33 protein-coding genes are annotated in these 24,225 nt (G+C 38.7%); 5 read left to right on the forward strand and 28 right to left on the reverse strand.

All coding sequences use genetic code 11. The annotated features are described in order from the left end of the window. Window positions 1-17: 17 nt before the first annotated feature. The 5 genes from IEW05_RS13985 to IEW05_RS14005 are packed head-to-tail and all read right to left on the reverse strand — an operon-like array spanning window position 18 to window position 3,344. On the reverse strand, window positions 18-599 hold the full coding sequence (locus IEW05_RS13985) for a DJ-1/PfpI family protein (protein WP_188539724.1): 582 nt from the start codon (window positions 597-599) through the stop codon (window positions 18-20). A gap of 43 nt (window positions 600-642) precedes the next feature. Next, window positions 643-1,149: a DUF2569 domain-containing protein gene (locus IEW05_RS13990; protein ID WP_188539726.1), complete on the reverse strand. Its 507-nt coding sequence runs from the start codon at window positions 1,147-1,149 to the stop codon at window positions 643-645. Between the two features lie 22 nt (window positions 1,150-1,171). Next, window positions 1,172-1,717, reverse strand: coding sequence for a GNAT family N-acetyltransferase (locus tag IEW05_RS13995; protein WP_188539728.1), 546 nt, complete (start codon window positions 1,715-1,717; stop codon window positions 1,172-1,174). Window positions 1,718-1,729: 12 nt separating this feature from the next. After that, on the reverse strand, window positions 1,730-2,671 hold the full coding sequence (locus tag IEW05_RS14000; RefSeq protein ID WP_188539730.1) for a phosphotransferase enzyme family protein: 942 nt from the start codon (window positions 2,669-2,671) through the stop codon (window positions 1,730-1,732). A 22-nt stretch (window positions 2,672-2,693) separates the two neighbouring features. Beyond that, the gene (locus tag IEW05_RS14005; protein WP_188539732.1) at window positions 2,694-3,344 is read right to left on the reverse strand and encodes an HD domain-containing protein; all 651 of its coding nucleotides are present in this window, start codon (window positions 3,342-3,344) and stop codon (window positions 2,694-2,696) included. A 210-nt stretch (window positions 3,345-3,554) separates the two neighbouring features. Here IEW05_RS14005 and IEW05_RS14010 point away from each other — a divergent pair, with 210 nt between their 5' ends. Further along, on the forward strand, window positions 3,555-4,814 hold the full coding sequence (locus IEW05_RS14010; RefSeq protein WP_188539734.1) for an MFS transporter: 1,260 nt from the start codon (window positions 3,555-3,557) through the stop codon (window positions 4,812-4,814). A 26-nt stretch (window positions 4,815-4,840) separates the two neighbouring features. After that, complete coding sequence (locus IEW05_RS14015) at window positions 4,841-5,929, forward strand: winged helix-turn-helix domain-containing protein (RefSeq protein WP_194434122.1); 1,089 nt, start codon at window positions 4,841-4,843, stop codon at window positions 5,927-5,929. Between the two features lie 124 nt (window positions 5,930-6,053). On the opposite strand, the gene IEW05_RS14020 is transcribed toward IEW05_RS14015, so the two are convergent. The 5 genes from IEW05_RS14020 to IEW05_RS14040 all read right to left on the reverse strand — a co-directional run bounded on the left by IEW05_RS14020 (window position 6,054) and on the right by IEW05_RS14040 (window position 9,094). Then, a complete protein-coding gene (locus tag IEW05_RS14020) occupies window positions 6,054-6,710 on the reverse strand; it encodes an MgtC/SapB family protein (RefSeq protein ID WP_188539739.1) in 657 nt (218 codons plus the stop codon). Between the two features lie 168 nt (window positions 6,711-6,878). Then, entirely contained in the window at window positions 6,879-7,670 is a 792-nt protein-coding gene (locus IEW05_RS14025; protein ID WP_188539740.1) for a CPBP family intramembrane glutamic endopeptidase, read from the reverse strand. A gap of 28 nt (window positions 7,671-7,698) precedes the next feature. Further along, window positions 7,699-8,220: a GNAT family N-acetyltransferase gene (locus tag IEW05_RS14030; protein ID WP_188539742.1), complete on the reverse strand. Its 522-nt coding sequence runs from the start codon at window positions 8,218-8,220 to the stop codon at window positions 7,699-7,701. Window positions 8,221-8,276: 56 nt separating this feature from the next. Next, window positions 8,277-8,735 (reverse strand): GNAT family N-acetyltransferase, encoded by a 459-nt coding sequence (locus IEW05_RS14035; RefSeq protein ID WP_188539744.1) that lies wholly within the window; start codon window positions 8,733-8,735, stop codon window positions 8,277-8,279. 11 nt (window positions 8,736-8,746) lie between these two features. Further along, entirely contained in the window at window positions 8,747-9,094 is a 348-nt protein-coding gene (locus tag IEW05_RS14040; protein ID WP_188539746.1) for an ASCH domain-containing protein, read from the reverse strand. Between the two features lie 251 nt (window positions 9,095-9,345). Here IEW05_RS14040 and IEW05_RS14045 point away from each other — a divergent pair, with 251 nt between their 5' ends. From IEW05_RS14045 to IEW05_RS14055, 3 genes are read left to right on the forward strand one after another with little or no spacing between them, the layout of a single operon-like run. Then, window positions 9,346-9,825 (forward strand): hypothetical protein, encoded by a 480-nt coding sequence (locus IEW05_RS14045; protein WP_188539748.1) that lies wholly within the window; start codon window positions 9,346-9,348, stop codon window positions 9,823-9,825. A 31-nt stretch (window positions 9,826-9,856) separates the two neighbouring features. Further along, the gene (locus IEW05_RS14050) at window positions 9,857-11,080 is read left to right on the forward strand and encodes a sensor histidine kinase (RefSeq protein ID WP_188539750.1); all 1,224 of its coding nucleotides are present in this window, start codon (window positions 9,857-9,859) and stop codon (window positions 11,078-11,080) included. Next, a complete protein-coding gene (locus tag IEW05_RS14055; protein ID WP_188539751.1) occupies window positions 11,077-11,754 on the forward strand; it encodes a response regulator transcription factor in 678 nt (225 codons plus the stop codon). Before IEW05_RS14050 ends, IEW05_RS14055 begins: the two co-directional genes overlap by 4 nt. A 9-nt stretch (window positions 11,755-11,763) precedes the next feature. Here IEW05_RS14055 and IEW05_RS14060 read toward each other — a convergent pair whose 3' ends face one another. From IEW05_RS14060 to murG, 18 genes are all read right to left on the reverse strand, one after another. Further along, a complete protein-coding gene (locus IEW05_RS14060; protein WP_188540881.1) occupies window positions 11,764-12,144 on the reverse strand; it encodes a VOC family protein in 381 nt (126 codons plus the stop codon). Between the two features lie 45 nt (window positions 12,145-12,189). Beyond that, window positions 12,190-13,239, reverse strand: coding sequence for a carbohydrate kinase family protein (locus IEW05_RS14065; RefSeq protein WP_229753372.1), 1,050 nt, complete (start codon window positions 13,237-13,239; stop codon window positions 12,190-12,192). Beyond that, entirely contained in the window at window positions 13,226-13,627 is a 402-nt protein-coding gene (locus IEW05_RS14070) for a hypothetical protein (RefSeq protein ID WP_188539753.1), read from the reverse strand. The genes IEW05_RS14065 and IEW05_RS14070 overlap by 14 nt, the downstream gene beginning before the upstream one ends. 48 nt (window positions 13,628-13,675) lie before the next feature. Then, entirely contained in the window at window positions 13,676-14,476 is an 801-nt protein-coding gene (locus tag IEW05_RS14075; protein WP_229753373.1) for a lipase family protein, read from the reverse strand. A 101-nt stretch (window positions 14,477-14,577) separates the two neighbouring features. Then, entirely contained in the window at window positions 14,578-15,021 is a 444-nt protein-coding gene (locus IEW05_RS14080; RefSeq protein ID WP_188539757.1) for an aminoacyl-tRNA deacylase, read from the reverse strand. A 21-nt stretch (window positions 15,022-15,042) separates the two neighbouring features. Further along, window positions 15,043-15,567, reverse strand: a complete 525-nt coding sequence (locus tag IEW05_RS14085; RefSeq protein WP_188539759.1) for a GrpB family protein — start codon at window positions 15,565-15,567, stop codon at window positions 15,043-15,045. 23 nt (window positions 15,568-15,590) lie between these two features. Then, window positions 15,591-16,379: a nucleotidyltransferase domain-containing protein gene (locus IEW05_RS14090; RefSeq protein ID WP_188539761.1), complete on the reverse strand. Its 789-nt coding sequence runs from the start codon at window positions 16,377-16,379 to the stop codon at window positions 15,591-15,593. Window positions 16,380-16,450: 71 nt separating this feature from the next. Beyond that, the gene (locus IEW05_RS14095) at window positions 16,451-17,341 is read right to left on the reverse strand and encodes an alpha/beta fold hydrolase (protein ID WP_188539763.1); all 891 of its coding nucleotides are present in this window, start codon (window positions 17,339-17,341) and stop codon (window positions 16,451-16,453) included. Window positions 17,342-17,488: 147 nt separating this feature from the next. Next, window positions 17,489-18,118 carry an NUDIX hydrolase gene (locus tag IEW05_RS14100; RefSeq protein ID WP_188539765.1) on the reverse strand — a complete coding sequence of 210 codons (630 nt, stop codon included), beginning with the start codon at window positions 18,116-18,118 and terminating at the stop codon, window positions 17,489-17,491. A 31-nt stretch (window positions 18,119-18,149) separates the two neighbouring features. After that, complete coding sequence (locus IEW05_RS14105) at window positions 18,150-18,836, reverse strand: hypothetical protein (protein WP_229753374.1); 687 nt, start codon at window positions 18,834-18,836, stop codon at window positions 18,150-18,152. Then, window positions 18,817-19,413, reverse strand: a complete 597-nt coding sequence (locus IEW05_RS14110; protein WP_188539769.1) for an ATP-binding protein — start codon at window positions 19,411-19,413, stop codon at window positions 18,817-18,819. Before IEW05_RS14110 ends, IEW05_RS14105 begins: the two co-directional genes overlap by 20 nt. Window positions 19,414-19,423: 10 nt before the next feature. Next, window positions 19,424-19,954 (reverse strand): YfiT family bacillithiol transferase, encoded by a 531-nt coding sequence (locus IEW05_RS14115; protein ID WP_188539772.1) that lies wholly within the window; start codon window positions 19,952-19,954, stop codon window positions 19,424-19,426. Between the two features lie 132 nt (window positions 19,955-20,086). Then, window positions 20,087-20,440, reverse strand: coding sequence for a VOC family protein (locus IEW05_RS14120; protein WP_188539774.1), 354 nt, complete (start codon window positions 20,438-20,440; stop codon window positions 20,087-20,089). Window positions 20,441-20,599: 159 nt separating this feature from the next. Next, on the reverse strand, window positions 20,600-20,839 hold the full coding sequence (locus tag IEW05_RS14125) for a DUF3977 family protein (protein WP_188539776.1): 240 nt from the start codon (window positions 20,837-20,839) through the stop codon (window positions 20,600-20,602). A gap of 177 nt (window positions 20,840-21,016) precedes the next feature. Next, window positions 21,017-21,544, reverse strand: a complete 528-nt coding sequence (locus IEW05_RS14130; protein WP_188539778.1) for a GNAT family N-acetyltransferase — start codon at window positions 21,542-21,544, stop codon at window positions 21,017-21,019. 43 nt (window positions 21,545-21,587) lie between these two features. Then, a complete protein-coding gene (locus IEW05_RS14135) occupies window positions 21,588-22,544 on the reverse strand; it encodes an aldo/keto reductase (RefSeq protein WP_188539780.1) in 957 nt (318 codons plus the stop codon). A gap of 49 nt (window positions 22,545-22,593) precedes the next feature. Continuing rightward, a complete protein-coding gene (locus tag IEW05_RS14140; RefSeq protein WP_188539782.1) occupies window positions 22,594-22,968 on the reverse strand; it encodes a MerR family transcriptional regulator in 375 nt (124 codons plus the stop codon). A gap of 164 nt (window positions 22,969-23,132) precedes the next feature. Next, entirely contained in the window at window positions 23,133-24,200 is a 1,068-nt protein-coding gene (gene murG / locus IEW05_RS14145; protein ID WP_188539784.1) for an undecaprenyldiphospho-muramoylpentapeptide beta-N-acetylglucosaminyltransferase, read from the reverse strand. Between the last annotated feature and the right edge of the window lie 25 nt (window positions 24,201-24,225).

The raw sequence follows: 24,225 nt of genomic DNA on the forward strand, positions 1-24,225 counted from the left end.
AATTCACCTTAAGTTACTTAAACCTCAACGATTCCCTGCACTTCATATGGATAGTCAATTTGCTGCTTTATCATATCTACTGCCTCTTGGTTAACAAACAGCTTAACAATATATAAAGCAAGATCAATGGATGTCGAAACTCCCCCAGCCGTTATCAGATTTCCATCTTTCACAATTCGGGTTCTGACAACCTCTTTACAATATGGTTCTAGTAGATCATAAACATTAGGATTAGTTGTTGCCATCTTATTTTCTAGAAAACCTGCTGCCCCAAGCAATAACGAACCTGTACATACTGACACTTTGTATTTAACTTTGTCAGCTTGTTTTAACCATGTAATAAATTCATTATCATACCTAAGCTGACGTGTGCCCATGCCTCCAGGGACAAATAACAAATCATATTCAGATAAATCCGGTTTGATCCGATTGACTTTTATGGTTAATCCTAATTCATCGGATATTTCCTCAGAAAGACCGCAAATGTCCCATGTAGTTCCTTTAGTCTCCTCAAACAAATTCAAACGATAAATAACATCATAGAATCCAATAAAGTCTAGGAATGTCATCCCATCGAAGATAACAAAGGCAATTTTCATTAAAATAACCCTCCTTATTCAAATCCTACAGTTGTAGGTTCTATTACCGAATAAACGTATTTTGTACACGTTCAGACTTTATTAAGTAAGGGATCCAAATTGCACATGCTATAACAGATTTCAATAATTCTCTTATCGAGCTTCCATCTTCTAATTCACGCATAATTGGGATTTGGTAACTTAGGGCCAGATCAATAATACCAATGGCTAAACTAACACTATAAAAGATAATCATGAGACGAGGGAACATTCTTTTCTTACCATAGAATATGACTAGAATAAATACACTAAATAACAGAAAAATGATATTATATACCGTTTCAAAAATTAATAATGGTCCCCACATCGGGTGGTAAGCCTCCGATTGTGTAGAGGTTAATGCATCCCATGTATCCGTACTAAATACAGGTAATGAATACTTAAATAATTGGATCGATAAAAGCAGGATTGTAAAATACAGTCCGATTTGTATCAAGACCAACCATCCACCTAGCCCTGATATACCTATTGGTCTACGATCATAATTCTGTTCATGCAAATTTGTTTCCAAGCAACAACACATCCTTCTAACTTTATTGTTTAATCACCTTGTATTCCATCAACCAACAATCTCTGAGTTGTCCCTCATGACTTTCATGCTCTTGCAGTAATTTGATCTTCTGAAACCCACATTTCTCATAACATGATATTGCACGAAAATTCCATGTTTGTGGATCCATTACGATCTTATCTGCCTGTTTGTGGCCGACTAAGTACCCTATCATGGATGTAACAAGTTTCTTTCCAACACCTTGATTCCAGTAGTCAGTTGCTCCGATGAATTGATCCGTTCCATAGATCGTTTCATCCATGTTTTGATATCCATATTCTTCTTTTGATTCTTTATCTAGAAAATAGAATTGAATATATCCAACCGGTTTTCCAGCATATTCAAAAATACAACGAGTTGTATCATCTTTCTTATAAAAATGTTCCCTAACCCTATCTAGGTTATGAGGTCGGTCACGACCTTCATAATATTCCAGTAGTATAGGATTGGATAACCAAGATACAAGCAGGTTCTCATCGCTATGCTCAAGTTCACGGACAGTGATCTCTTCCGTTTGATATATCAGCATTTCTAGGCTCCTTTAAACTAATTTGATCCCTAAATAGGAATCCTCACTCATTATGGATAATCTCATACCATCCAAATATTGAAGTTGTCGTTCATTTAGATTCGTGCGATCTAAATGTTGCATATGATAAACATATGAATACAAGTGCCTAAAATCAACGAAAAAATCGATATTTTTCAACGTCTCATTCACTGATTTCTCCATAGAATACCCATCGATGAAAGCATTAAAAAATGATAGGGCAAATTTACTTCGCTTGTCCATGTCATTAAAGGACTGGGAAGCATGATAAATCGCAATCGCTATATCATAGGCGAACCAATTATATTCACTGTCGCCAAAATCAATAAATGCTAATTCGCCATTATCGTACAGAAAATTATGATGATGTAGATCACCATGAATGATACCATACGAATCCTTAGATTTATGAATGAAATGGATACCTTTAAGGTAGTTCTCCCATTTTTCTGTGATCATAGGATCAAAATGATTCATATTCAATTGATACATCGGATGCTCATGCCATTCCGGTCGCCCATATTTACCAGTAGGATATAGCTCGGATAAGGAATGTATTTTCCCCATCCCTCTACCCCATTGATGAAACAATTTATCGTTCCATTCCTCATCATCAATATATATATGCCTACCATTAACTTTTTCGTATGCTGCGAAAAACAGCTTGTCACTCAAACTATATGTATACGATTCATTCCTTATCAATATAGGAACTGCTACGTTGACCCCGTTTTCTTCAAGAAACAAAGTCCATTCAATTTCGGATAAAATTTGCTCTTCGCTATCTATCCCTCTATCAAATATCTTAACAACTATGGATGGCGCAGCAGAAATTTCATAAACATGATCGAAATATCCGCCAAGCAAATGGATATCTTCTGATGAGTAATTTAACAACTCTAGAATTTGATTAAGGATAGCTTCATTAATCATAATATGCCTCCTTTCATCTTCCTTAATCCTCCAAGTTCCACTCGTTATAAAACTGTATTAGATACTCCTCCATAAATTGATGTCTTCTTTCAGCCAGCTCTTTGGCGTATGTCGTATTCATCATATCCTTTAATTTTAATAGCTTCTCATAAAAATGATAGATAGCCGTTTTATTCGTAGACCTGTATTCCATTTGTGAGAAATGTGATAACTCTAGCTCTGGATTATGTATGATCGTTCCTTTTGATCCCGAATAGGCAAATGTCCTAGCAATTCCAATAGCCCCAAGCGCATCTAAACGATCGGCATCTTGAACGATTTGGCCTTCTATTGATTCCATTGGTGGATTCTGACCACCATTAAAAGACATCGTTGCAATAATAGTCATTACTTTATTTATTACATCCTTATCTGCAATGTGACCAGTTAGCCAATTTTCAACTTTATCTAATCCCGCTTGCTTTGAATCATTCAGTTTTTCATCCGCTACGTCATGTAAAAGAGCTGTTAATTCGCAAATAAACTCATCTGCTGATGTTTCTTTCTGTGCTATTTCTAAAGTCAGTTTTCTTACTCGATCAATATGCCACCAGTCATGACCCGTAGGGTCAAATTCTAATTCTTGCTTCACAAACTGCTCCGCAAGTTTTATATTATCAGCTTTGCTTCTCATATTGACCTCATTTCCAACCTGTAATTAGATATTGAGAACCCCATGTATTTGTTAGATTCTTCTCTAATGTACCGTTACTTTCGATCTTCTTCAACCTTTAGATTTGTGGGATGGACCTAACATCCAACAAAGTTAGATGTATATCAAATAAAATTAATTGACACCAGTCTAATCATATGTTTTATTTACATCTAGGAGGATGATTAGATTATGATCGAACAAAGAATGGAAAGAAGTATTACTTATAAAGACCTATTAACTCAGAGACAATATCTGAAACTGATTGCAGCCAATGTAATCAATCGCTTTGGAGACTCGGTCGACACGATCGCTTTCTCGCTAATGGTGTATACACTCACCGGATCTGCTACATGGGTTGCCTTAATATTTGGATGTAACGCTCTACCAACGATTCTTTTTCAACCTTTTGCAGGTGCCATTGTTGAAGGATTAAATAAGAAATATACCATGGTCATCAGTGACATAGGACGAGGTTTTGTCGTGGGCATAACGGCTATACTCCTCATTTCCGGCTTACTTAATCCATGGATTCTATTAGCGCTTACTTTTATGAATTCCACACTGGAGTCTCTACGAATTCCTGCCGGTATTGCAATTGTACCTAAAATACTCGACAAATCTTTATATACGCACGGTTTATCACTTAATTCCACAATGCAGCAAACGGTGGGGATTCTCGGATTAGCTGTAGCTGCTGCGATAATCGGAGTTTTCGGCATAGGAACTGCTATTCTGATCGATGCGATTACATTCATTGCTTCAGCTATTATCATCTTATTTATTCAAACTTCCGAAGACAAGCAAGAGCGGATTAAGCTTGATTTGAAAGGCTATTTACATACGCTATCTGAAGGATTTTTTTACTTAAAACAGGCTAAAGTGGTATTTGCTATATGTATTCTCGGGGGATTCATGAGTATCTTCTTCATTCCTATTAATGCCATGATGGCTCCTTATACCACCGATACGCTAGGTCTTAGTTCAATAGGCATGTCCGTTGCAGGTATATGTTCGACAATAGGTATGGGAACTGGGGCTTTCTTATTCCCTACACTCAGAAAACGATTTACAGCACGCAACATCTTCATTCTTGGAGGGATGATGATCGGCGTATGTTACCTGATCTGGGTAGGGATAAGCTTCTATGCTGATCATATCTCGCTCATTTACATTTTGCTGGCCATGACCATGTTTGTTTTCGGTTTCTTTGCTTCATTTATTCAATCTGTTGTTGGTGTTTCCTTCATGGAGCATATTGAAGAGAAATATATGTCCCGAGTTGGTGCTATCTTTAATGCGATCGCAACCTCAACTACACCACTTGGATCATTAATCGTTGCTGGTGCTATGCTGTTCTTATCTGTTAACCAACTCTTCATCGTGACAGGGATTTGTACAATTGTACTGTTTACTGGTATGCTGCCTATAAAAGTGTTAAAACAGTTGTAAAGGAGCTGTCCATCATTAACATTACCGTGCTTAAGGAGCCCAATTTATGGTTTGAATGTATAGAGCTCCTCTATCGTTTCGTTAATCAAAATGACCATCGGAATCTCAAAGAAAACCTAAACCACAAGTACAATCTGAATTCAGAAATATTAGAGGCGTCTTTTGCGGGGATTATTGAACTTGGAGAATATATCTTTAGTCATCTTCAAACGCCTAAAGATCGATTAACCTTCTTTTTTGCTGAACAAGGACAACAGCAGTGGTGCAATGCGCATGTCCTCCTTACGAATTTATTTCATCAAGACATGACTTTTTCAACATCTCGGCTGAGACAGCAATTTGCTAATCTCTCACAGGAAGAACGATTAACTCAATTTACAGATAATCTATTAAATACTTTGACAGATCGATCAGTCAGCTCATTATCAGCTCCAATTAAGAGTGAATCCGATTTGATTCAGGTTATTGATACATTGGAGCTGGAATCACAGAAGAAATGGCAGCTCCTTCTGCTGTACCAGAACTATCGACCTCGTGTAGATGAGCTCCTTACGATCTTAGATCAAGCCGTGGAACTATTCCAGCAAAAGCAATCATTGATCCAACCACTACTCGATAAATTTTATGATACGTACAACGAAGAGCTTCGGCAGGATCCTATAAACTATTTGTACGAACATTTTCGGATCCGCCTATCTGACAGTAAGAATATCGTATTTACACCTTATCTATTTGGCTGTAATTCCGTATCTTATATTGGTTCTCACGAATTGCCAGTTGCCGAAAAAGTATATATTGGAGTCTTATTTGAAACCATTGGTTTGATTGTAGATCAGTTCATCAGCGATGAGAAAATATGTAAGAATCTTAAAATCATAAGTGACAACAGTAAATATGAAATACTTAAGTCTATCCGTAACAAGCCTGCATACGGTCAAGAGCTTGCTGAGCAATTGAATCTCTCTACAGCTACGATATCACATCATATGAGCGCGTTACTTACCAGTGGATTTGTTCAAATTGATAAACAAACAAAGCGGATCTATTACCAAATGGATAAAGACAGAGTCCTCAGTTTCATCGAACAGCTCAAAGCCAGCCTCATGAATGATTGATGATTTAATCGAACCCATAAAATATGCCGCAGTGTTGTTGTCCAAAAGGATGACTACTGCGGCATTACATGTTTTTCATCAACCAGCACTTAAATCTCTTCCTTCTCCTTTTCCTTCTCTTCTCTCAATCCAACGCAACTCTCTTCACAAAAGGCTCATCTTGAATTAATGTTACCAAGTTAGTAACGGATGTCGTTCCTCGGAAAATGATCATCAGTTCCAGGGTAATCTCCATCTCATGACTTTCCGATGTAAAACTGGATACTTCTATATGGCCCTGTCTTAGTCGCTCCATAACTTTATCAATAACACCTTCTTCATTAACCAACACGAGCAGGAGCTTATCTGATCTCGGGGATTTGTTCCAAATCAAATGACTATGCAAAATAATCTGTCCAAGAAACAGGATCAGGGTGACACCAATTCCAATTACGTACATTCCGGCACCAATAGACATCCCTAAACCTGCTGTCGCCCATACCCCAGCAGCTGTTGTGAGTCCTTTGACCGTATGCTTCTGCATGAAGATCATTCCTGCTCCCAGGAAGCTGACACCGCTAACCACCCCTGCTGCAATTCTTGAAGGGTCCAACGATAAATTATCCCAACCGATTTGATCCTGAAAACCATACTTAGAAATTATAATCATTAATGCGGCACCCACTGCCACAACAAAATGCGTCCGAATTCCCGCTTCCTTCCTCCGATTTTTGCGCTCATATCCAATAACTACACCACAAATTCCAGCGAGAATAACCCGTAATAATAGCTCAAATTCCATTTCGTCACCTTCCTATGTTTGATCACCATGAATTTGAATTACAATTATTGTATCACAGTGTGCTACAACATATTTTCAGTATAAAAAAGAACAGCACCTTTCCGTATTAGAGAAGCAATTCTTAGACTCCCTAACAGAAAAATGCGCTGTTCTTGCGCTATATGGTATCTAGGCATTCAACTCTTTTATCCTAAGTTTGATTTCATCATCCAATGGTGGTTTTAAGATACCAAGAATCAAAATAATCCAAAGCGGCGAATTTCCTATCGCATGTACAGCAAAAGACGCCCATGTTGACCCCGTATGCTGCGCAATCCAAGGTGCGATTAACATTCCAGGAATCATACCGATGAAATGCCATTTTAAACAAGCATGTACTATCCATGCCCAGAACAAACCATTTATTATCCAGGCGTAAATTCCAAATGAATCGATCTGTAAGGGTAAAATGTAACCTCGCCACATGAGCTCCTCACTAAACATGGCTATTATATGTAATGGAATAAATAAGGCTAATAAGCTCCAGTTTCCACTTAGAGGTACGCCAAAAAAATGACTTGGTGGGATTGAAAATTTCTTTAGCGGATTAAACGGTGCAGGCAAGTAACTTGGTGGAGCGAAAAAACGCATTTTAGCAAAATATCTACCTACTGGCTCTAGGAGCTGATCCGCAATAATGGTGAATACAACCGACCCGATAACCCACAACCAATCGGTACTATGAAAGGGTACCAGGCGGAATCGTTCATTGAAATCAGCAATTACCAAGTTTCCCCCATTCAACCAATACAGCAAGATGGATAAAGGTAATAAGAGAAGAACTGGCATCCACAAAAAGAACCAAAAAGAAATAATCAAGGGTATTCCTTTATTTATTAATTTTGGTGTCCAATAGTGAAATCCACAAAACAGCAAAAGTCCTGGAACTCCAAATAACAAAAGTTGCTCCCATATGGGCATCGGGTTCTCTCCCTAAATCAAGCTCTGATTAATATAACTCTTTGATTAAGTAAACGAGTAATTCATCATCAACCATCACCGTGTGACCAGGTTCGACTAGTTTATTGTCATAAGATATTCCCTTACCATCCATCACATATCCACGCTTACCATACATGATTTGCGCATTCCCGTAATCTTTGTAAAGTCCCACTCCCAGACCTATGTACCTAGATGTTCTTGAAGCTATCGCTTCTAATTCATCAAATAATCTACTTGCGATCTTATTTCTTCTAAACTCCGGAAATACATTCAAATCATTAATTTCCGGAATATTGTCACTTATAAAAAACGGATATTTCGAATGGTATAACAAATGACAACATCCTGCTAATTCATCGTTGTAAAAAGCCATCAAAGTTACTCTTTTGCCATCGCGATTCTCTTCGAGACAATCCATGTAATAATTTCCTTGCTTATACCATCCAAAATGTTGAGAAAATTGTTGATCTAATAATATAGCTTCATCTATACTAGATAGTTGTTTTATAGTTATTTGGCTTTCTATCATGTTCTCACCTCTAACATCAATAATTAGGGTTGGCTCAAGCTACCAACTCTTTCCCCTTAGATTTCTAATCGTAATCTAATCATATCTCTGCACTGTATCCCGTTCTCAAATATTTCCTCATCATAATGTCGGACAAAGAAATCCTGATCAACTCCGACAATACGAAATCCACATTTCTGGTACAAAGCTAATTGCAGAATACTTGAATTTCCTGTTCCAATCTCAATCGTATTTACTTGCTCTTCTTTGGCTTTCTCAATTGCACTCCGAACCAGTCTTTTTCCAATACCTCTATTTTGAAAGTCTTCTTTAACTGCTACATTTACAATTTCAATTGTCTCAGGGCGTGTCCTCAACAACACGAAGATACCAACAATTTCTTCTAGTAGCGAAGCAATATAGCAACTACCTCTATGCAGGTAATCATCAACAATCTCTTTCGATGGATCAGCAAGCAGCAGCAAGTCATACGGAACGATCTCATCTTCAGTTAATTTCTTTATGATCAAATCCATGTGAATTCTCCTTAAGACTCAATTAATCTTATTCTGATGGCAAGCGTCTCCCACTCAGATTCTTGTTCAGGCGTATATATTTCATAAGTTCCATGAATCATTTCTTCCATTGACCATCCCTCGCAGCCAAAGTCCCTGAACGGTATTGTTCTATACATCTCTTCAAAAGTCTTGAATATCATTAGTTGTTCTACGCAAACTTCGATTCGCTCTTGTTTATCCGGCAGCTTCTCAAACTCAATGTGATCTCCAACTTGGATTAATCTTCGCTTTTCGTCATGTAGTCTAATCTCTACTGTTTTACTGCCCGATTTAATTGCTGCAAAAGGTTCGTTAAATAATGACATGGTATGCTTCATCTATATGACTCCTTAGTAATTTGTAGTTTGATCTAGGACAGGGCCCTATGATTGTCTTGCTTATTCCATGATTATACATCCGTTAGCCTTAAGGTGTAAGCCCTGTATCACGAACATACCTATTTGGATTGACGTCCTTCTCCACCTAAAAGATGATTCTCCCTCTAGATTTTTCAACCTCTGGGTGGACTCCCTCTGTTCGAATTCTTTATATACTTTAGTCAATAAGAAAACGAAGAGGGGTAATGAAAATGTTGTATAACTATCTAATGATTATGGTCATTTCGGTTTTACTGTTAGCTCGTGAGAGAGTAGTTCGTCCTCACACCCTATGGATCCTGCCGGCATTGTTAACTTGTGCAATCGGTTCGGTAATCACCAGTACCTTTACACTAACTATACAAAACATTACTACCTTATTAATTTGTGGTATTGCTGGCATTGCCGTAGGGATATGGAGAGGTAATCTCGAACGGGTGCGAATTCATCCTACTAGCGGTAAGATTACTGTTCAAACTCCATTGATTGGAATCCTCCTATTCTTAAGCCTTTTTGCCATTCGAGCTGTAATTGGCTATTGGGGACAATCCCACAATCTGGTATCATTAGGAAATGACATGTTATTGATTCCACTCGTTAGTGCCTGTGTACGTCGCTACTATGTTTATATGAAATTCAAACAATTTAAGGTAGCACCTACATTCAAATTAGAATCTAAACCTACTTTTTAGGTAGAAAGCGTGAACTGTGAGATGAGAGCATATGATATTTAAAATTCAGCAAAAGGTCAAACAACGATTTGGAATCATCGTCATCAGCTTGGTTCTGTTGTATATCTTTGTGGAAACCATCCCCATCCATACTCCGCTTCATCTCACCATGTGGGGCCTTCTTTTAATAGGGTATCAATCTTTATTATGGGTACCAAGACGCTGGTGGACTGACTTTGGACGTGTTGCAACCATTATATGTATTTGGGGTTTGACGATATTATCATGGATTATACTTGATATGCGTTCAACTGCCGTAGCTGCGGCTTACTTTCTTATTGGAGCAATCGTCCAAAAGTTGTCCAGGAATACTTCCATTATTGTTGCACTGATCATCATTCTGTCCTTTGCGGGCATTGAGCTCTCAGCTTCTGAAAGTTCCATAGATTCTATTCTTCTCGTTGTTAGCAATTTTGTAGGTATCTTCGTCGTACTTTGGGGATATCGGATCAAAAGTGAAGCCACCCAGTTAACTAAACTTCACTATCAAGAGCTAAGTTTCATACACAATCAATTGGAACAGGCACATGCTGATCTTCAAGATACACACAAGAAGCTTGAAGAAGCAACCGTCGATTCCCTTAGATATGCTGTTTTAGAGGAACGTTCGCGGATTTCTCGAGATATCCATGATAGCATTGGACACGGGCTCACGTCGGTAATTGTCCAGCTTCAAGCATTACCCTACGTCATAAAAGCCAATTCTGCAGAAGCAGATGCTACAGTTCGCAACGTATTAGAGGTTGCAAGACAATGCCTCAAAGAAGTTAGAACGGTGGTACACGAAATGGCAATTGATGAGGCCGATCTAGGAATCATTGCTATGAAAAGTTTGGTTAAACAGGTCCAAGATCGCAGTGGTCTTCCAATTGAGCTCACTACATCTCAATCCATATCTCGGTGGAAGTATGATATTTCTGAAACATTATATCGTGTCCTTCAAGAGGCCTTAACTAATGTCATTCGCCATGCAGAAGCCTCAAAAGTGGAAGTTTCGCTTCAGGAGGACGATAACAGTATTACGATGACGATTATAGATGACGGGAAATTTACTGATCCTGTTTCAATTACATCGGGTTTTGGAATGTCGGGAATGAAGGTACGTTGTGAGAGGGTAAATGGTTCTTTTACAGTACAAAATTATAATCCTCATGGCATGAAACTCATCGTTAAGCTACCATTTGACAACACTTCACTAGAGGGGGAAACAAAATGATAGAAGATCAAATTCGAGTAGCACTAGTGGATGACCAGCAGTTAATTCGTCATGGCTTCAGCTATATTATTAAATCACAGGATGACATGGAGTTAGTTGGAGAAGCCAATAATGGACTGGAAGCGATCACGATGGCTAACGCCACCCTCCCCAATGTAATTCTCATGGATGTGCAGATGCCTGAATGTAGTGGGATCGAAGCGACGCGTGAAATATTAGCTGCCCATCCCGAAATTAAGGTGGTCATTCTAACTACCTTTGATACGGAGGAATATGTATTTGATGGAATTCGTTCAGGTGCCGTTGGCTATCTCCTCAAAGATGCTAGACCTGATGAACTTCTAGACGCAGTTCGAGCAGCCCACAGAGGAGAAGCTATTTATCGAACCGCTATTGCTGCCAAGGCGATCGCTAAGTCTTTTCAAACAAATAATCTAGTCAATAAGGTAGAGCAAGAAGCACCCGCATTTCAATTACTAGAACCTTTTACAGAACGAGAGTTGGAGGTTCTTCAACAGATGGCATTCGGCCTGCGTAACGAAGAGGTGGCTGGTAAGCTGCATATTAGTGAAAGCACGGTAAAAACACATGTTCATCGTATTTTACAAAAGCTTAGTGCAGACGACCGTACACAAGCCGTTGTCTATGCCATTCGAAATGGAATTGTAAATTAACATAGGATCCTATGAAAGTTTGTTCCCTACGGCAATCCAGCGACCATCGATATCTTCAAATACAAATTCATGATTGTTATAATCCGTTGTTGATAATGGCCGCACGATCTTGATTCCTAAGTTAGCAATCTCTTTCTCGATTTCCTTCTGCTCATAGGCAATAAAATAAGCGTCGTAACCATAGCCATGACTTATTCTATTAGGAGTAATTACATCATGCTGAGACTTCGTTAATACAATCTCAATTGAATCCCTATATAGACATGCATGAGGTTCCGCCGATTCAAGATAATAGACTACCTTAAATCCTATATTCTCATAGAATTGCGCCGTCTTCTGAATATCTGGCGTCGGGAATATCTGCAAGCAATGAGAAAATCCTTGATTCATTATGTACACCTTCATTTCAATAATAATCTGTTCACTCGAGTTCATTCATTCCATTACTTCCTTATACGTTGGTAAAGCAGCTATTGCTCCTACTTTGGTACACACGATCGCACCCACTCGGTTTGCAAACTGAATCTTGGCTTGCCAATCCTCAAAAGTAAGCTGTGCAATTCCATGAGTTGTAAGCTGAGAAAGCTGGAATAGAACCGCCCCAACAAAGGCGTCTCCTGCCCCTGTGGAATCAATAGACTTAATAGAAATGCTAGGTACCTTAGCATATTGATCCTCGTTCGAAATCAACGTACCATTTTTCCCTAATGTGACGGCGACAACCTTCGCTCCAAGACGGTGAAGTTCCGTAACACCTGTATTAAGATCCTCATGACCACTAATCAACTGTAATTCCTCTTCACTTACCTTAACAAAATCAGCATGGGCGATTCCTCTTTTCGCTAGCTCTATAAATTCTCCCGTCCTGTGGGCCCATAAGCTACTTCGATAATTTGGATCAAAAGAAATGTACTGTTTCGCTTGCCGAGCCTTGTCCATAATTTCAAAATAAGCGTCTAAGTAGGCTCCACCTAACATCGCTGTGGCTGAACCAAAATGAATGATAGCTGCTTCACGTAACTTATCATCAGGAAGATCTGTCGTAACAAAGTTACCATCCGCACCTCGATTGAACATAAAGTCACGTTCCCCATCGCTCTGCAAGGATACGAACACCATTGTTGTTAGCGCAGTGGAGTCTCTACAAATGAGATTCGTATTTACATTCACTTCATTCAAGGTATGGATTAAGAAATCACCAAAAGGGTCGCTACCTACTTTACCAGCAAACGTAGCAACTCCACCCAATCGAGAAATAGCAGCCGCTACATTAGCTGGAGCACCACCAGCTTGCTTCATAAAGTGGGATCCTTCCGCCAAGTTAACACCTATATCACTACAAAAGAAATCTATCAATAACTCCCCAATACAGAGTATTTGTTGATGATGACTTTGATCCTTCAAACCTAGAGCCAACGTAAGTCCCCCTTCATTCTTGTCCTGTATGAACATTCTACCACAGGAATTCAACTCACTTGTTGGCATTCTTGTCAAAGAAACCAGTGATGAAAGTCATTCCGCTTATCACTCCAAGGAAAAAGTGCTCGTTGTGTTTCGTAAGTTCTAAGTAAAATCGATAATAAGGGATCTCAATATAATAAGGAACAATCATGTAGATCAGAACGAGAAAGCTTGGGATAAAAATAATCAATTGGGATTTATTAACCTTAAATCTTCTTGGAAGTCCATTGATTACCCCTAAATACATGCCGGATACAAAAGCAATAAGAATCATTCCCCATATAGCATATGTCGCATCATATGTGACAGCGACCTTCCTATTTAAGTAATCAAGAGTTAAACTGCTACTGTACATCAATAGAAATGCTCCGATAATCCAAACTAAATGATATATAAAACGATTGCTTCTCATATGCCCTCTTTAGAATTACAAGTATGGATTTGGAGTTACTATACCAGACTACTCTTGCAATTTTCGCTTACTGACCGGACAGAATCCTGGGTTCGTCGAGCATAACAATTGAGTATACTTGGGTTGGAGTTTAGAAAGCTCCGCAAAATAGCTTCCGATGATATGATTGGCGCTAACGGATCCATTTTGGAAAACCAAAGGTATGGCAGTATGGACGTGACTGTAATAGTACTTTTTGTCTCGCTTAGGCAGCTTGTAGACCCTTGGAGGAGTAACGGTTACGGCGTCAAACTCATTGGCAAAGCGGTAGCTGTTCCGAACATACATGGCAAATACTTTCGAGAAAGCCGGGTCGCCTACTCGCGGAGAACCATAGGTAAACAGGTAAGGTAAGTGGTGAAAAGTGTTCGCCGCAATATCAATAGCACATAAGGTAGCAAGTGCAGCACCAAGACTGTGACCCGTAATATAAAGCGTCTTGTTAGGTGATAACTTGTTAAGTGCAGAGATAATCTGGACGCGGGCGGAAGCGTAGATGTCTGTAAATCCACGGTGGGTAAGCGTGTTTCCCCTTATATACTTGAAGTTTTCTTGCGTGGCGATGGCGTCGGATATCCAATTACTCGTCGAACTGGTCCCCCGAAAGGCAATAATAATCTCTTGCCTAGACTCAAGAATGAATCCAAAGCGTTCCGATCCGTTACTAGCAGCGGATTTCGCTTGAATGGTATCACGAACTGAATAATTCAATGGAACGACGAACGAACCGTCCGTATTCGTAAATTGTGCATAGGTTTGTTCGCAGATCGCTGCTAAAAAAATGGCCCATTGCTCTTGAAATATATTCATACGCACGTGCATCCCGCCCTTCTCCTACACTATATTAGGGGGATGAAAGGGAGATGCCTATATTGTGTGAGGCGCATTAATTCGGTAAATAATCGAATAGATTAAATCCAATCTACTATCTGATTCAACTTTTCTAGGTCACTGGGTCTAATCTTTAATGTCGTCAGCGGATGCCCTGTGCCCCCATAAACAAATTCATAACGAATTAATTTACGATCCAAAATTGTCAGTAATCCTTGATTAATTAACGATACGTTTCCAATCTTACTACATGTAACTTCTTCAACTTCTTGGGGCGAAGCTAATTTCACCTGTTCTACAGATAGTAATTCCCTCAGAGTAGCAAAGTCGACTTTTCCATGATCTCCTGAAACAATCAGAGCATAAAATCCCTTCTCTGATTTTAGGATCAGAGTCGGTGCGGTCTGACCAATCGAAATACCAAAATAATCAGCACCCTCCTGCGCGGAATTAAGTTGTTTGTTATGTTCGATGATCTCATATTCAATCTCTTGTTGTTCTAAGATCGCAACTAATTTGTCCATAACATCCCTTCTTTCATTTCTTTAATCACGATAGATGGTCATCTTAAGAATGCCCTTTACAAATTCAGTTTTGTTATCGCAGTAATTATCAATATCATAGCGATATGTTTCAGCTAAATTTAGTTTAAGCGCTTCGTAATCCTCTCGAGCTGATTCATTAGCACGTAAGTAATCTCGAAAAGCAATATGCTCCAAATATCCTTTCCCATCCTTAGGGCATACATAGAGGTGATATTTCATAAATCCATCTTCACAGGTTCTTTTAAATGCTTCGCGCCCTTCTATGCCTAAGTTTCCCTGATGTACAAATCCGGCCTTTTCTAAGCGTTCAATAATTTCAGGCAGTACCTCATAACTATCCATAACAACGTCCAGATCAATAATAGGCTTTGCGGATAACCCCTCAACAGACGTACTTCCTACATGTTCGACTGCTAGAATTAAATCCCCTATATAGCCGGTGATCATCGACTTTATCTGTTCAAACTGTATCTTCCATTCCGGATTGTAAGGTACAACCTCAACAACCTTTGTTCTTTCTGCCATTATAGATTCACCCATCATTAACCTTATTTTTTTGAATTCCCGTTATATTTCAGTCTATTAATCTTCTCCACCATATAATAAAAAAACGCTTTGTTCAGTTTATTTGATATTTCATCAGGTAACTTATCCATGATTTCATCCGCAATTTCAGTCAGTAATTGAACTCCCTTAGGTAAATAGGACGGTCCGCAATAATCCATGGCTTCGACCATTTTCTTATATAGTCTCTCATCCAAACTTTTATGAAGTCTTTTGAAGCCAACCCTGGCGTTCTCCTCATCATATAAATACCTTAAAATAATCGAAATGTCTCCACTTAAATGGCTAGCTAACCTTGAGGCCCATAGGATATCATTCCTACAATAAGCTGCTTCGAACTCGAGCAAGGAGAACGTGAATTCGTGAAAACATCTTATAACGCCGTCCTTATTAATTGTTAAATTCTCAGGTGTATAATCTTGAAGTAGTTGCTCAGGATCGTAGAGCACTTTTATCTCATCCGTATGATGTAGAGAATCAAAGGTGACCGTATAGAGGTCAAAATGCAATCCGTTATTAAACACTGCCACGATTTGTGGTCCAACAAAGTTGGATTCAGACCAATAAATTAATGGTTTGTATTGCTGCAAATAATCTAATCTTCGTTCCAAGAAACTCTCAATTTGATCCTCTTTAACAATACAGTAGAAATCTACATCTGAGTAATCATCCAGATCATTTCTTGCTATGGACCCTTTTAGAAAAATCGCTCTAACAGCACTATCATTTTTTATTACATCTAGCATTGTATTCACTGCTTCTAGTTGTTTCATTACTCATCCTCCGTATCACTCATCACATCATACCCTCAAGATCACCATTTTTAATTTTTAGGTGTTGAGATTCATAAGAATTCATTAATCTTCATGTTTACATATTCCGGTTTTTCTAGATTAAGCAGATGACCTGCCCCTGGAATAATCTCTGCATATATATTCTTACATAATTGAGTTGCACGCGTGTATGCCAAATTAGCATCGCTAATTACTTCCTGATCGCCAAGCAGAAGGAGAATAGGCATATCAAGCCTCTTTAGCTCATCGTCACTATAAACACCTGGAGGAACTCGCAATGAGAGTGATCCATATCTAAAGGCAGCATGAAATTGATCGATTAACGTTTTATTTAGTTTATGTTTGGACAACCACTTGATAAAATGATGCACACTCCACTTCATCGGAATAGCATTCATAACAATAATGCGATAAATGAATTGTTTGTGTAATGGTACGAATGACGCAGCCGGACTTAGCAAGAACAAACGTTGAATTCTATGAGTCGCATAAATCGCGTAATTGATGGCCAAATATCCACCGTAAGAAATTCCACCAATTATACAGTCGGTAACCTCCAATCTATCCAATACTTCGTCCAACCATTCCCCACACTCGTCTCTATTCGCTGGTAATATACTAGGCGCACTCCTATTCAAATCACCAATAAAATCTATAGCATAGACTTTATATCGTTGAGCTAACACTTCAATGTTAGGAAACCAAACCGTTGAGCTAAATCCCATCGCATGTAAAAGAATAAGGGGTTCCCCGTCATCTGGACCGCAAGAAATGATATGGGTTTGACCGAAACGTGTAGGTTCGTACCATGTCTTATAAGGGACGCTCCATAATGCTAGACTTTGTTCATATTTAAGATTGTAGTTCATTTCCTTCTGTACTGTAGTAAAGTGTATCGGATTGCTTGAAGTTACCCCTGTATGGATTTCCTTTCGTTCCATCATACTCCCCCTCACCAATTCTTAAGCAGGTCAAAACGGATGCCATAAATTTAATAGACTCAAAACAAATGACCCAACCAAAGATAGCGCTTACCTTAGGCTGGGTCATTTGTTGTCTGAGCTATTCCCTTGATTATACGTAATTTCTTACATCCTTTCCATCTTTGCAAAGAGTACTTTAAAATACTCATCTGAGATAGGTGTAAAGTCCTTTCTTCGCAGCTCCCTTGTATCGCTTAGCATTAACCCACTTACTTCATCAGCAATTATTCCTTCTGAGGCTACATGGTCCCTCTCACCGTTCAGCAATTCCTTAAAGTCCTTTAAAGCAATCCAAAAAAGTCCAGTGATTTCATCCTTCTGAATGTGATAATCCCGTAATGACTTGTTACTTTCATAAATGAATACATGATTAAATTCTCGATCAACCAAATGGCTGGATACAACATGCTCTTGAGCTACCATACCACAATATATTAAATCATCAATTAATACTGATAATCCAAGCTCTTCTTCTAACTCTCGAACTCCATCTTCTACAGCCTCACCCGTTTGTAAATGACCTGCACAAGATATATCTAGTAACGATGGGAAAATATCTTTATCCTTATGTCGCAATTGAAACAACAAACAAAGACCTTCAGACGGTGTGTCTTTTATGATCCAACAATGAAATGTTTGATGCCATAATCCCAGCGAATGAACCCTTTGTCTACTTTCTTTCCCGATCTTGAACATATTTTCATTGTAAATATCGAAATATTCAATATTATTCATGTTAGTCTCCTATGAATTGGACTTCAAGCCACTATTCGTTGATGATAAATTCAAATTCTTTGGTCTCGAGGTTTATAATCCTAGTTCTTAAGTCATTTTTAGAAATGAATATTGGCTCTCCTGCTCTATCTATGCAATACGCTATGGGTATTGAAATACCACAGTTTCTATAGGACCCATCTGCATGACTAGTCCCTAGAATTAAGGTATTATATTTCAATGCAATTTTCTTTGCTTCAGCTATCCATTCATCAAATTGCTCATCACTAAACATTCCTACGCCGATCGGGTGTGCTATATAGGCCAAACTAGCAGCATATTTTTCTAATCCAAGTAATCCCTGCAATAATTCTACACATAACAAATATCCAATCTTATTCCCGTCAAAATCAGCTGCAGAAGGAGTAAATAATCTGTCATTCATCGGTGTCTTTGCGCGTTCTAGAATAATCTCTCCATGCGGATTAATAATTAATGCTCGATCTTTCCTGTTCTCATCTCTATAGCCTGAAATAATCATCTTATGATATTTATTTGCTAATGCACACGCTTTATCTACATTCACTTTATTTGTTATGTAGCCTTCTGGATATAATACCGTATCAAAGTCGGCATCTAAAGCTATATCAGTTTCTAGTTGCTGAAGGTTCTCTTCATGATAGGGTTGAGAGATAAGGATTTTCATAAATTGCTGGGTTTCACCTCCAAAAACGCACATATTTTAATTGAGTAATAACTCGATCTATCCTCTTTCGCGTTCTGCTTCTTGGATCCGGTAATAATTGAATATTAGTTGCAGCAGCAATCTGTTCGGCTATATTATCAATAGATAGGTGATCTGTATCGATATGGGTTTGGAATACGTCGTGAGATAGTCCGTTCAAACATCTATCAATTTGCCTAGCCGCCCATGAGTTTTTCCCCTCACCCCTACTTTTCAGGCGTTTCAGAATCGTTTCCTTTGAGGCACGCAGTGTAAAATGATGTACTTCCACTCCATCGTCTCTTAGCCTACCAACAATTTCACTAAAATATTGAGGATTTGCAATGGTCATAGGTACGATAATTGTTCCACTAAATTCGCCATATATTGCTTTCAACATCGAATAATTGAGCTCTCTCCAAACATTGAAATCTTGGAAGTCATTCTTGGACATTTGCTTTGGTATATTCTTTTTAATAAAATAGCCAACATGCTCCGGATCATAAATAAACGAATTAGGAATTCTCCTAGATAATTCATTGGCAGTTTGAGTTTTGCCTGATCCAAACGTCCCATTCACCCAAATGATCAAGATCGACACCTCAGTTCGTTGATTCTAGTCTACCTCTACTGATTATATATGTTTCTATCTTAGAGATATGATGTTTGTTATGCCAAATAAACCGTTGGAGGGCAATATCTAAAGTTATTGTGCCGAGTACCTGCGTCTTCAATTTCCTTTGGAAATCTTCCGGACTTAGACCATTCAGAAGTACATGTAGCCGTTTATGAAGTAGTTCAAGTAATAACAATGAGTTTTCGATAGGAATATCTTTGTAGTCATTTAATTCAGCCCATAAATCTTCACGATAAGAACTCGCCATTGGCTCGTCTTCAGTTAAAGCTCTCTTAAACCTAATATAAGCGTTCATATCATTATCCGCTAAGTGATGCACGATTTGTTGAATTGTCCATCCATCAGGACGGTACGGAATGTGCAATTGTTGGGTAGGAATATCCTTTAAAATATATCTTAAGGTTATTATGATTCCTGGTATCTGATTCATAAAATGAGCTGTGTCAGCATTATTAACGGGTTCAAACCTACCTATGGGAAAACGAATAGGATCCATTATATTTTGTGTCCCCCTAATGTTAAGTCACGCAAGATTTAAGTCATTCTTATGGTCTCATTAGATTGCCGATTTTCTTTCCAAATTCTATGTTCTTCAACTGTTCCAACTGAAAAAAAACAGTGGTATTCTCTACTTGCACACCATTAATAAATTCCCGTCTGGATCTTTAAAATTAAACCAATGTCCGTTTTCGATATCCGTGATTACCTCTACCTGATGCTCCTTCATATATTCATAAGAATACTCAATATCATCCGTAGCGAATTGGATAACTGGTGTTTTGAATACTGCCTCTGGGGAATAAATCTTACTATCCAATACGATCCCTGCAGTCCCTTCCATGGGTAAAATAAATAAGTGACCAAATAATATTTCACCATCAGAAGGTAAATCTAAGATCTTACAATACCAATCTCTCGCATTTCCAATATTACTTACTGGAATAAATGTACATTTAATCTGATTTTTAATTGGACTTGGCATATCCTAATTCCTCCATTCACAAAATAACCCAGCTTTAGATAACTTATATCTTAGGCTGGGTTATAGTATATATTCCATAATTATACATGTATCCTTTTAAAGGCGATAGTCCATAGCGTGTATGTATTAGGTTCATTCATAAGTACAATTAAATGAAGTTTAAATTCCTGAGAAACCGATTATACATTTAAAACATCTTCTGGTTTTTGTTTGAATCTTAAACCCAGTTCTTAAATCTAGTATGAACACCTTGTAACCTATCCAAGTTCTCATGTAAATAGATTGAATTTTAAATGGTCTATATATCCCTTGAACTTCTGTTTCTGTACCATCAGGATATTCAAGTTCCGTTCTTACAAACCAGGTGTTCCCGAATCCAATCTCAATATATTTCTTCAATTTTAAAAATTACCTTTTCTTTTAATGTATATGTCTAATGCCTTAATTCCTCGGCTTGCAAGCCTAATGAACATAACTAGAGAACCCAGAACTAGCACTGCCAACACAATGTAAAAGATTAAAAGTAAGATAGGTAAAACATTAAAAGCTATATCCATAAAACACTCATCTCCTTTTTTATTTGTACTTTGCGTAACATTCATTCCATTTCGTTCTACTTAGTTCCCAATAGGTGCCTGATTCATTACCTTCAGCAATAATTCCCGTATCCTTAAGTCCACATCGATCATATAGTCTCATCGCAGCGATATTACTTTGAGATGGTTCAGTCCAAACACAAGTAACTTCCTTAATATATTCAAATATGTAATTTATAAGACATAGTAAGGCTTCTGTCGCTAATCCCTGCCCTTGGAATTCAGGCAGAAATTTTATATCCAAGCCAGCTCTGTTATCCGGTTCAAGATCGTAAAATAATTCTCCACAAAAGTTTGAATGCTTATCGAACACAACAAAATGCTTTTGATTCTGATGACTTTTTAGGCGTTCTAACCATACCTTTAAACTTGCTTGAGTAATCTGTAAACCGTTAGGAAAACCGACCCATTTCATGACCTCGGGTTCATTCCACAGCTTTTCAATGTTATTCAAATCCCTTGCTTCTGTTTCCCTAATGATAAGCCTTGCACTTTTGATTTCTATCAATATTTAGCCCCTCTATTCCCCATGCAGAATGTTCACCCATAATCTATGCCCTGTTTAAACGCTCCAATTGTCCCTGACTAAGCTTGATGTCCAGAGATCCTAAATTCTCACTCATTTGTTCGGAATTACTTGCTGCAATCAGTGAGATCGTGGCCGGCGTATTTTGTAGGAGCCAAGCCAGTACAACCTGATTCAAAGTACCATCAGTCTCAGCAGCCACTTCCTTTAAAACGCTTAGTCTTGTTTCAACTTCCGGCCCTCGGTACTGTTCTGGAAGAGCTACGTCTTGCCGTGTATATGCACCATTGAGCAAGGGCGAATAAGCGAGAAGCGAAAAATCGTCATGATGCTCGCAATATCTTAATAGCTCATCATCTGCACTAATCTGCACTCCAAAATCAGCAGCCGAATTAGGACGAAGATAAGTATGACGCTGTTGAATACAAGAATACGACGTCCAGTTATGGGAACGACTGATGCTTCTGGCCTCTTCAATCCGAGAAACGCTATAATTACTACATCCTAGGGCTCTTACCTTTCCCGAACGTACTAGTCTATCCATGACCTCCAGTGTCTCTTGCAGCGGGATGCTGTTATCGTCAATATGAGCATAATACAAATCAATATAATCAGTACCCAAACGCAGTAGACTCTCATCGATTGCTTGTTCAATAGCTTTACGACCTAATCCTTCCTTATTCTCAAACCCACCTCCTGGAAAAGTAGGTTTCGCTCCAACCTTCGTCGCTACAATCATTCGACTACGGTTTCCGCGTTCTTTCATCCATTGCCCAATCAGCGATTCACTTTCTCCACCAACACACCCTTCGTTCCAAAAAGCATAGTTATTAGCCGTATCCAGGAATGAACCTCCTGCATCTTGATATTGATCTAACAAACGATAGGATATCTCTTTCGTTGTCCGTGATCCAAAGTTTAAACATCCTAAAGCTAATGCACTTACTTTGATTCCTGTATTACCTAATGGCAGGTTTTGCATCTTGAGTTCCTCCTCAACGGTAGTGAGCCTGGACTCTGAGAAATTCATCCTACTCTTGATGCTGGGCGGCTTCCCATGCCCTGTAATATGTAACCTTGTCCCGTAGAACGCTCAAAGTATCCTGAAGCTCCTTAGCTTGCAACAGTAATTTTTGTTCATGTTCCTCCAGCAGTTCTCTTCGACTACGAATACCTGCATCACCCAAGCGCATTAGATCAGCGAACCGCTGCATTTCAGCAATTGGCATGCCGGTAGAACGCAGTCTCATGAGCAAGACGATCCATTCCAAATCATGTTCATGGTAGGAACGATGCCCGTTCGATGCACGACATATGGGCTCCATCAGACCTATTTTTTCATAATATCGAAGAGTATGTACACTTAATCCCGTCCTAGCGGCTACCTGCTGAATTGATAATTCCATCTCTGAAGAGTCCTCCTCACTGATTAACTTTAGTTTACAAGCTAGAGTTCACTCTAAGTCAACCTTCAACTCTCTTGTTCCTTCAGGAAACTCCCAGGTCTCTCGTTCTTTATGTTTAACAAAGATCCATTCATCATTGTATCTAGAAAGAATAACAGCAATCCTTACTTGGAAATTGATTTAATCAGCTCAACTACCTTGTTAATTGCATCATTACTCCCACTCTTACTCATTCTCTCCATCATATCAGGCCGCTGCTCGAATACATCGTTAATAGCCATTAAGAATGTATCATCATGCATTTCCTCTTCTAACAAAACCTCACAATAGCCCGCAGACTTAAATGATTGCGCATTTAATATCTGATCTCCCCGACTCGCTTCCTTTGAGAGAGGAATTAATAACATCGGTTTTTTCAGCGCTAGAAACTCAAATATTGAGTTAGATCCCGCCCGCGAGATCACAAGATCAGCTATAGCTAAAATATCTGCCAATTCATCATGGATATATTCAAATTGTTTGTATTCTCGATAATGATAAGAAGGATCCATTTGTCCCTTGCCACATATATGAACAACCTGAAATTTTGTAGTAATATGATGCAAATTTCTGCGAAGGATCTCATTCATTCGTTGCGATCCCAGACTCCCCCCCATTACCACAATGACTGGTTTACTTCTTGTAAAATCACACAGAGTCAAGCCTCTAATTACACTTCCACGCATAAGCTCTTCTCGTATTACGGCTCCTACATGAACGGTTTTGTTATCCTTAGCATGCTCCGCTGTCTCTGGAAAGGTCACACATATTTTTGAAGCGAAAGGCATGGATATCTTGTTAGCTAATCCAGGTGTAATATCGGATTCATGAATTATGATGGGTACTCGATTCAACCTAGCTCCTATAATGACAGGAACGGAAACAAATCCACCTTTCGAAAAAACAACATCAGGCTTCATTTCTCTTATATACTGATAAGCTTGAATGATTCCTTTCGTCACTCGAACAGGATCCTTTATGTTTTCCCAGTCAAAATATCTTCTCAACTTTCCAGTTGAAATGCTTATGTACTCAACATTACCAAGTTTATTAATAAGTTCAGCCTCAATCCCTTGCTTAGATCCCATGTATTTGACATCCCAACCCATGTCGATAAACCTAGGTATCAAAGCCATATTCACAGACACATGACCGGCCGACCCTCCACCCGTAAATAGTATTCGCTTCGACATCTTTTCACCTCTATTCTAGTCAGTT

This window comes from Paenibacillus segetis (assembly GCF_014639155.1).
GTDB lineage: Bacteria > Bacillota > Bacilli > Paenibacillales > Paenibacillaceae > Fontibacillus > Fontibacillus segetis.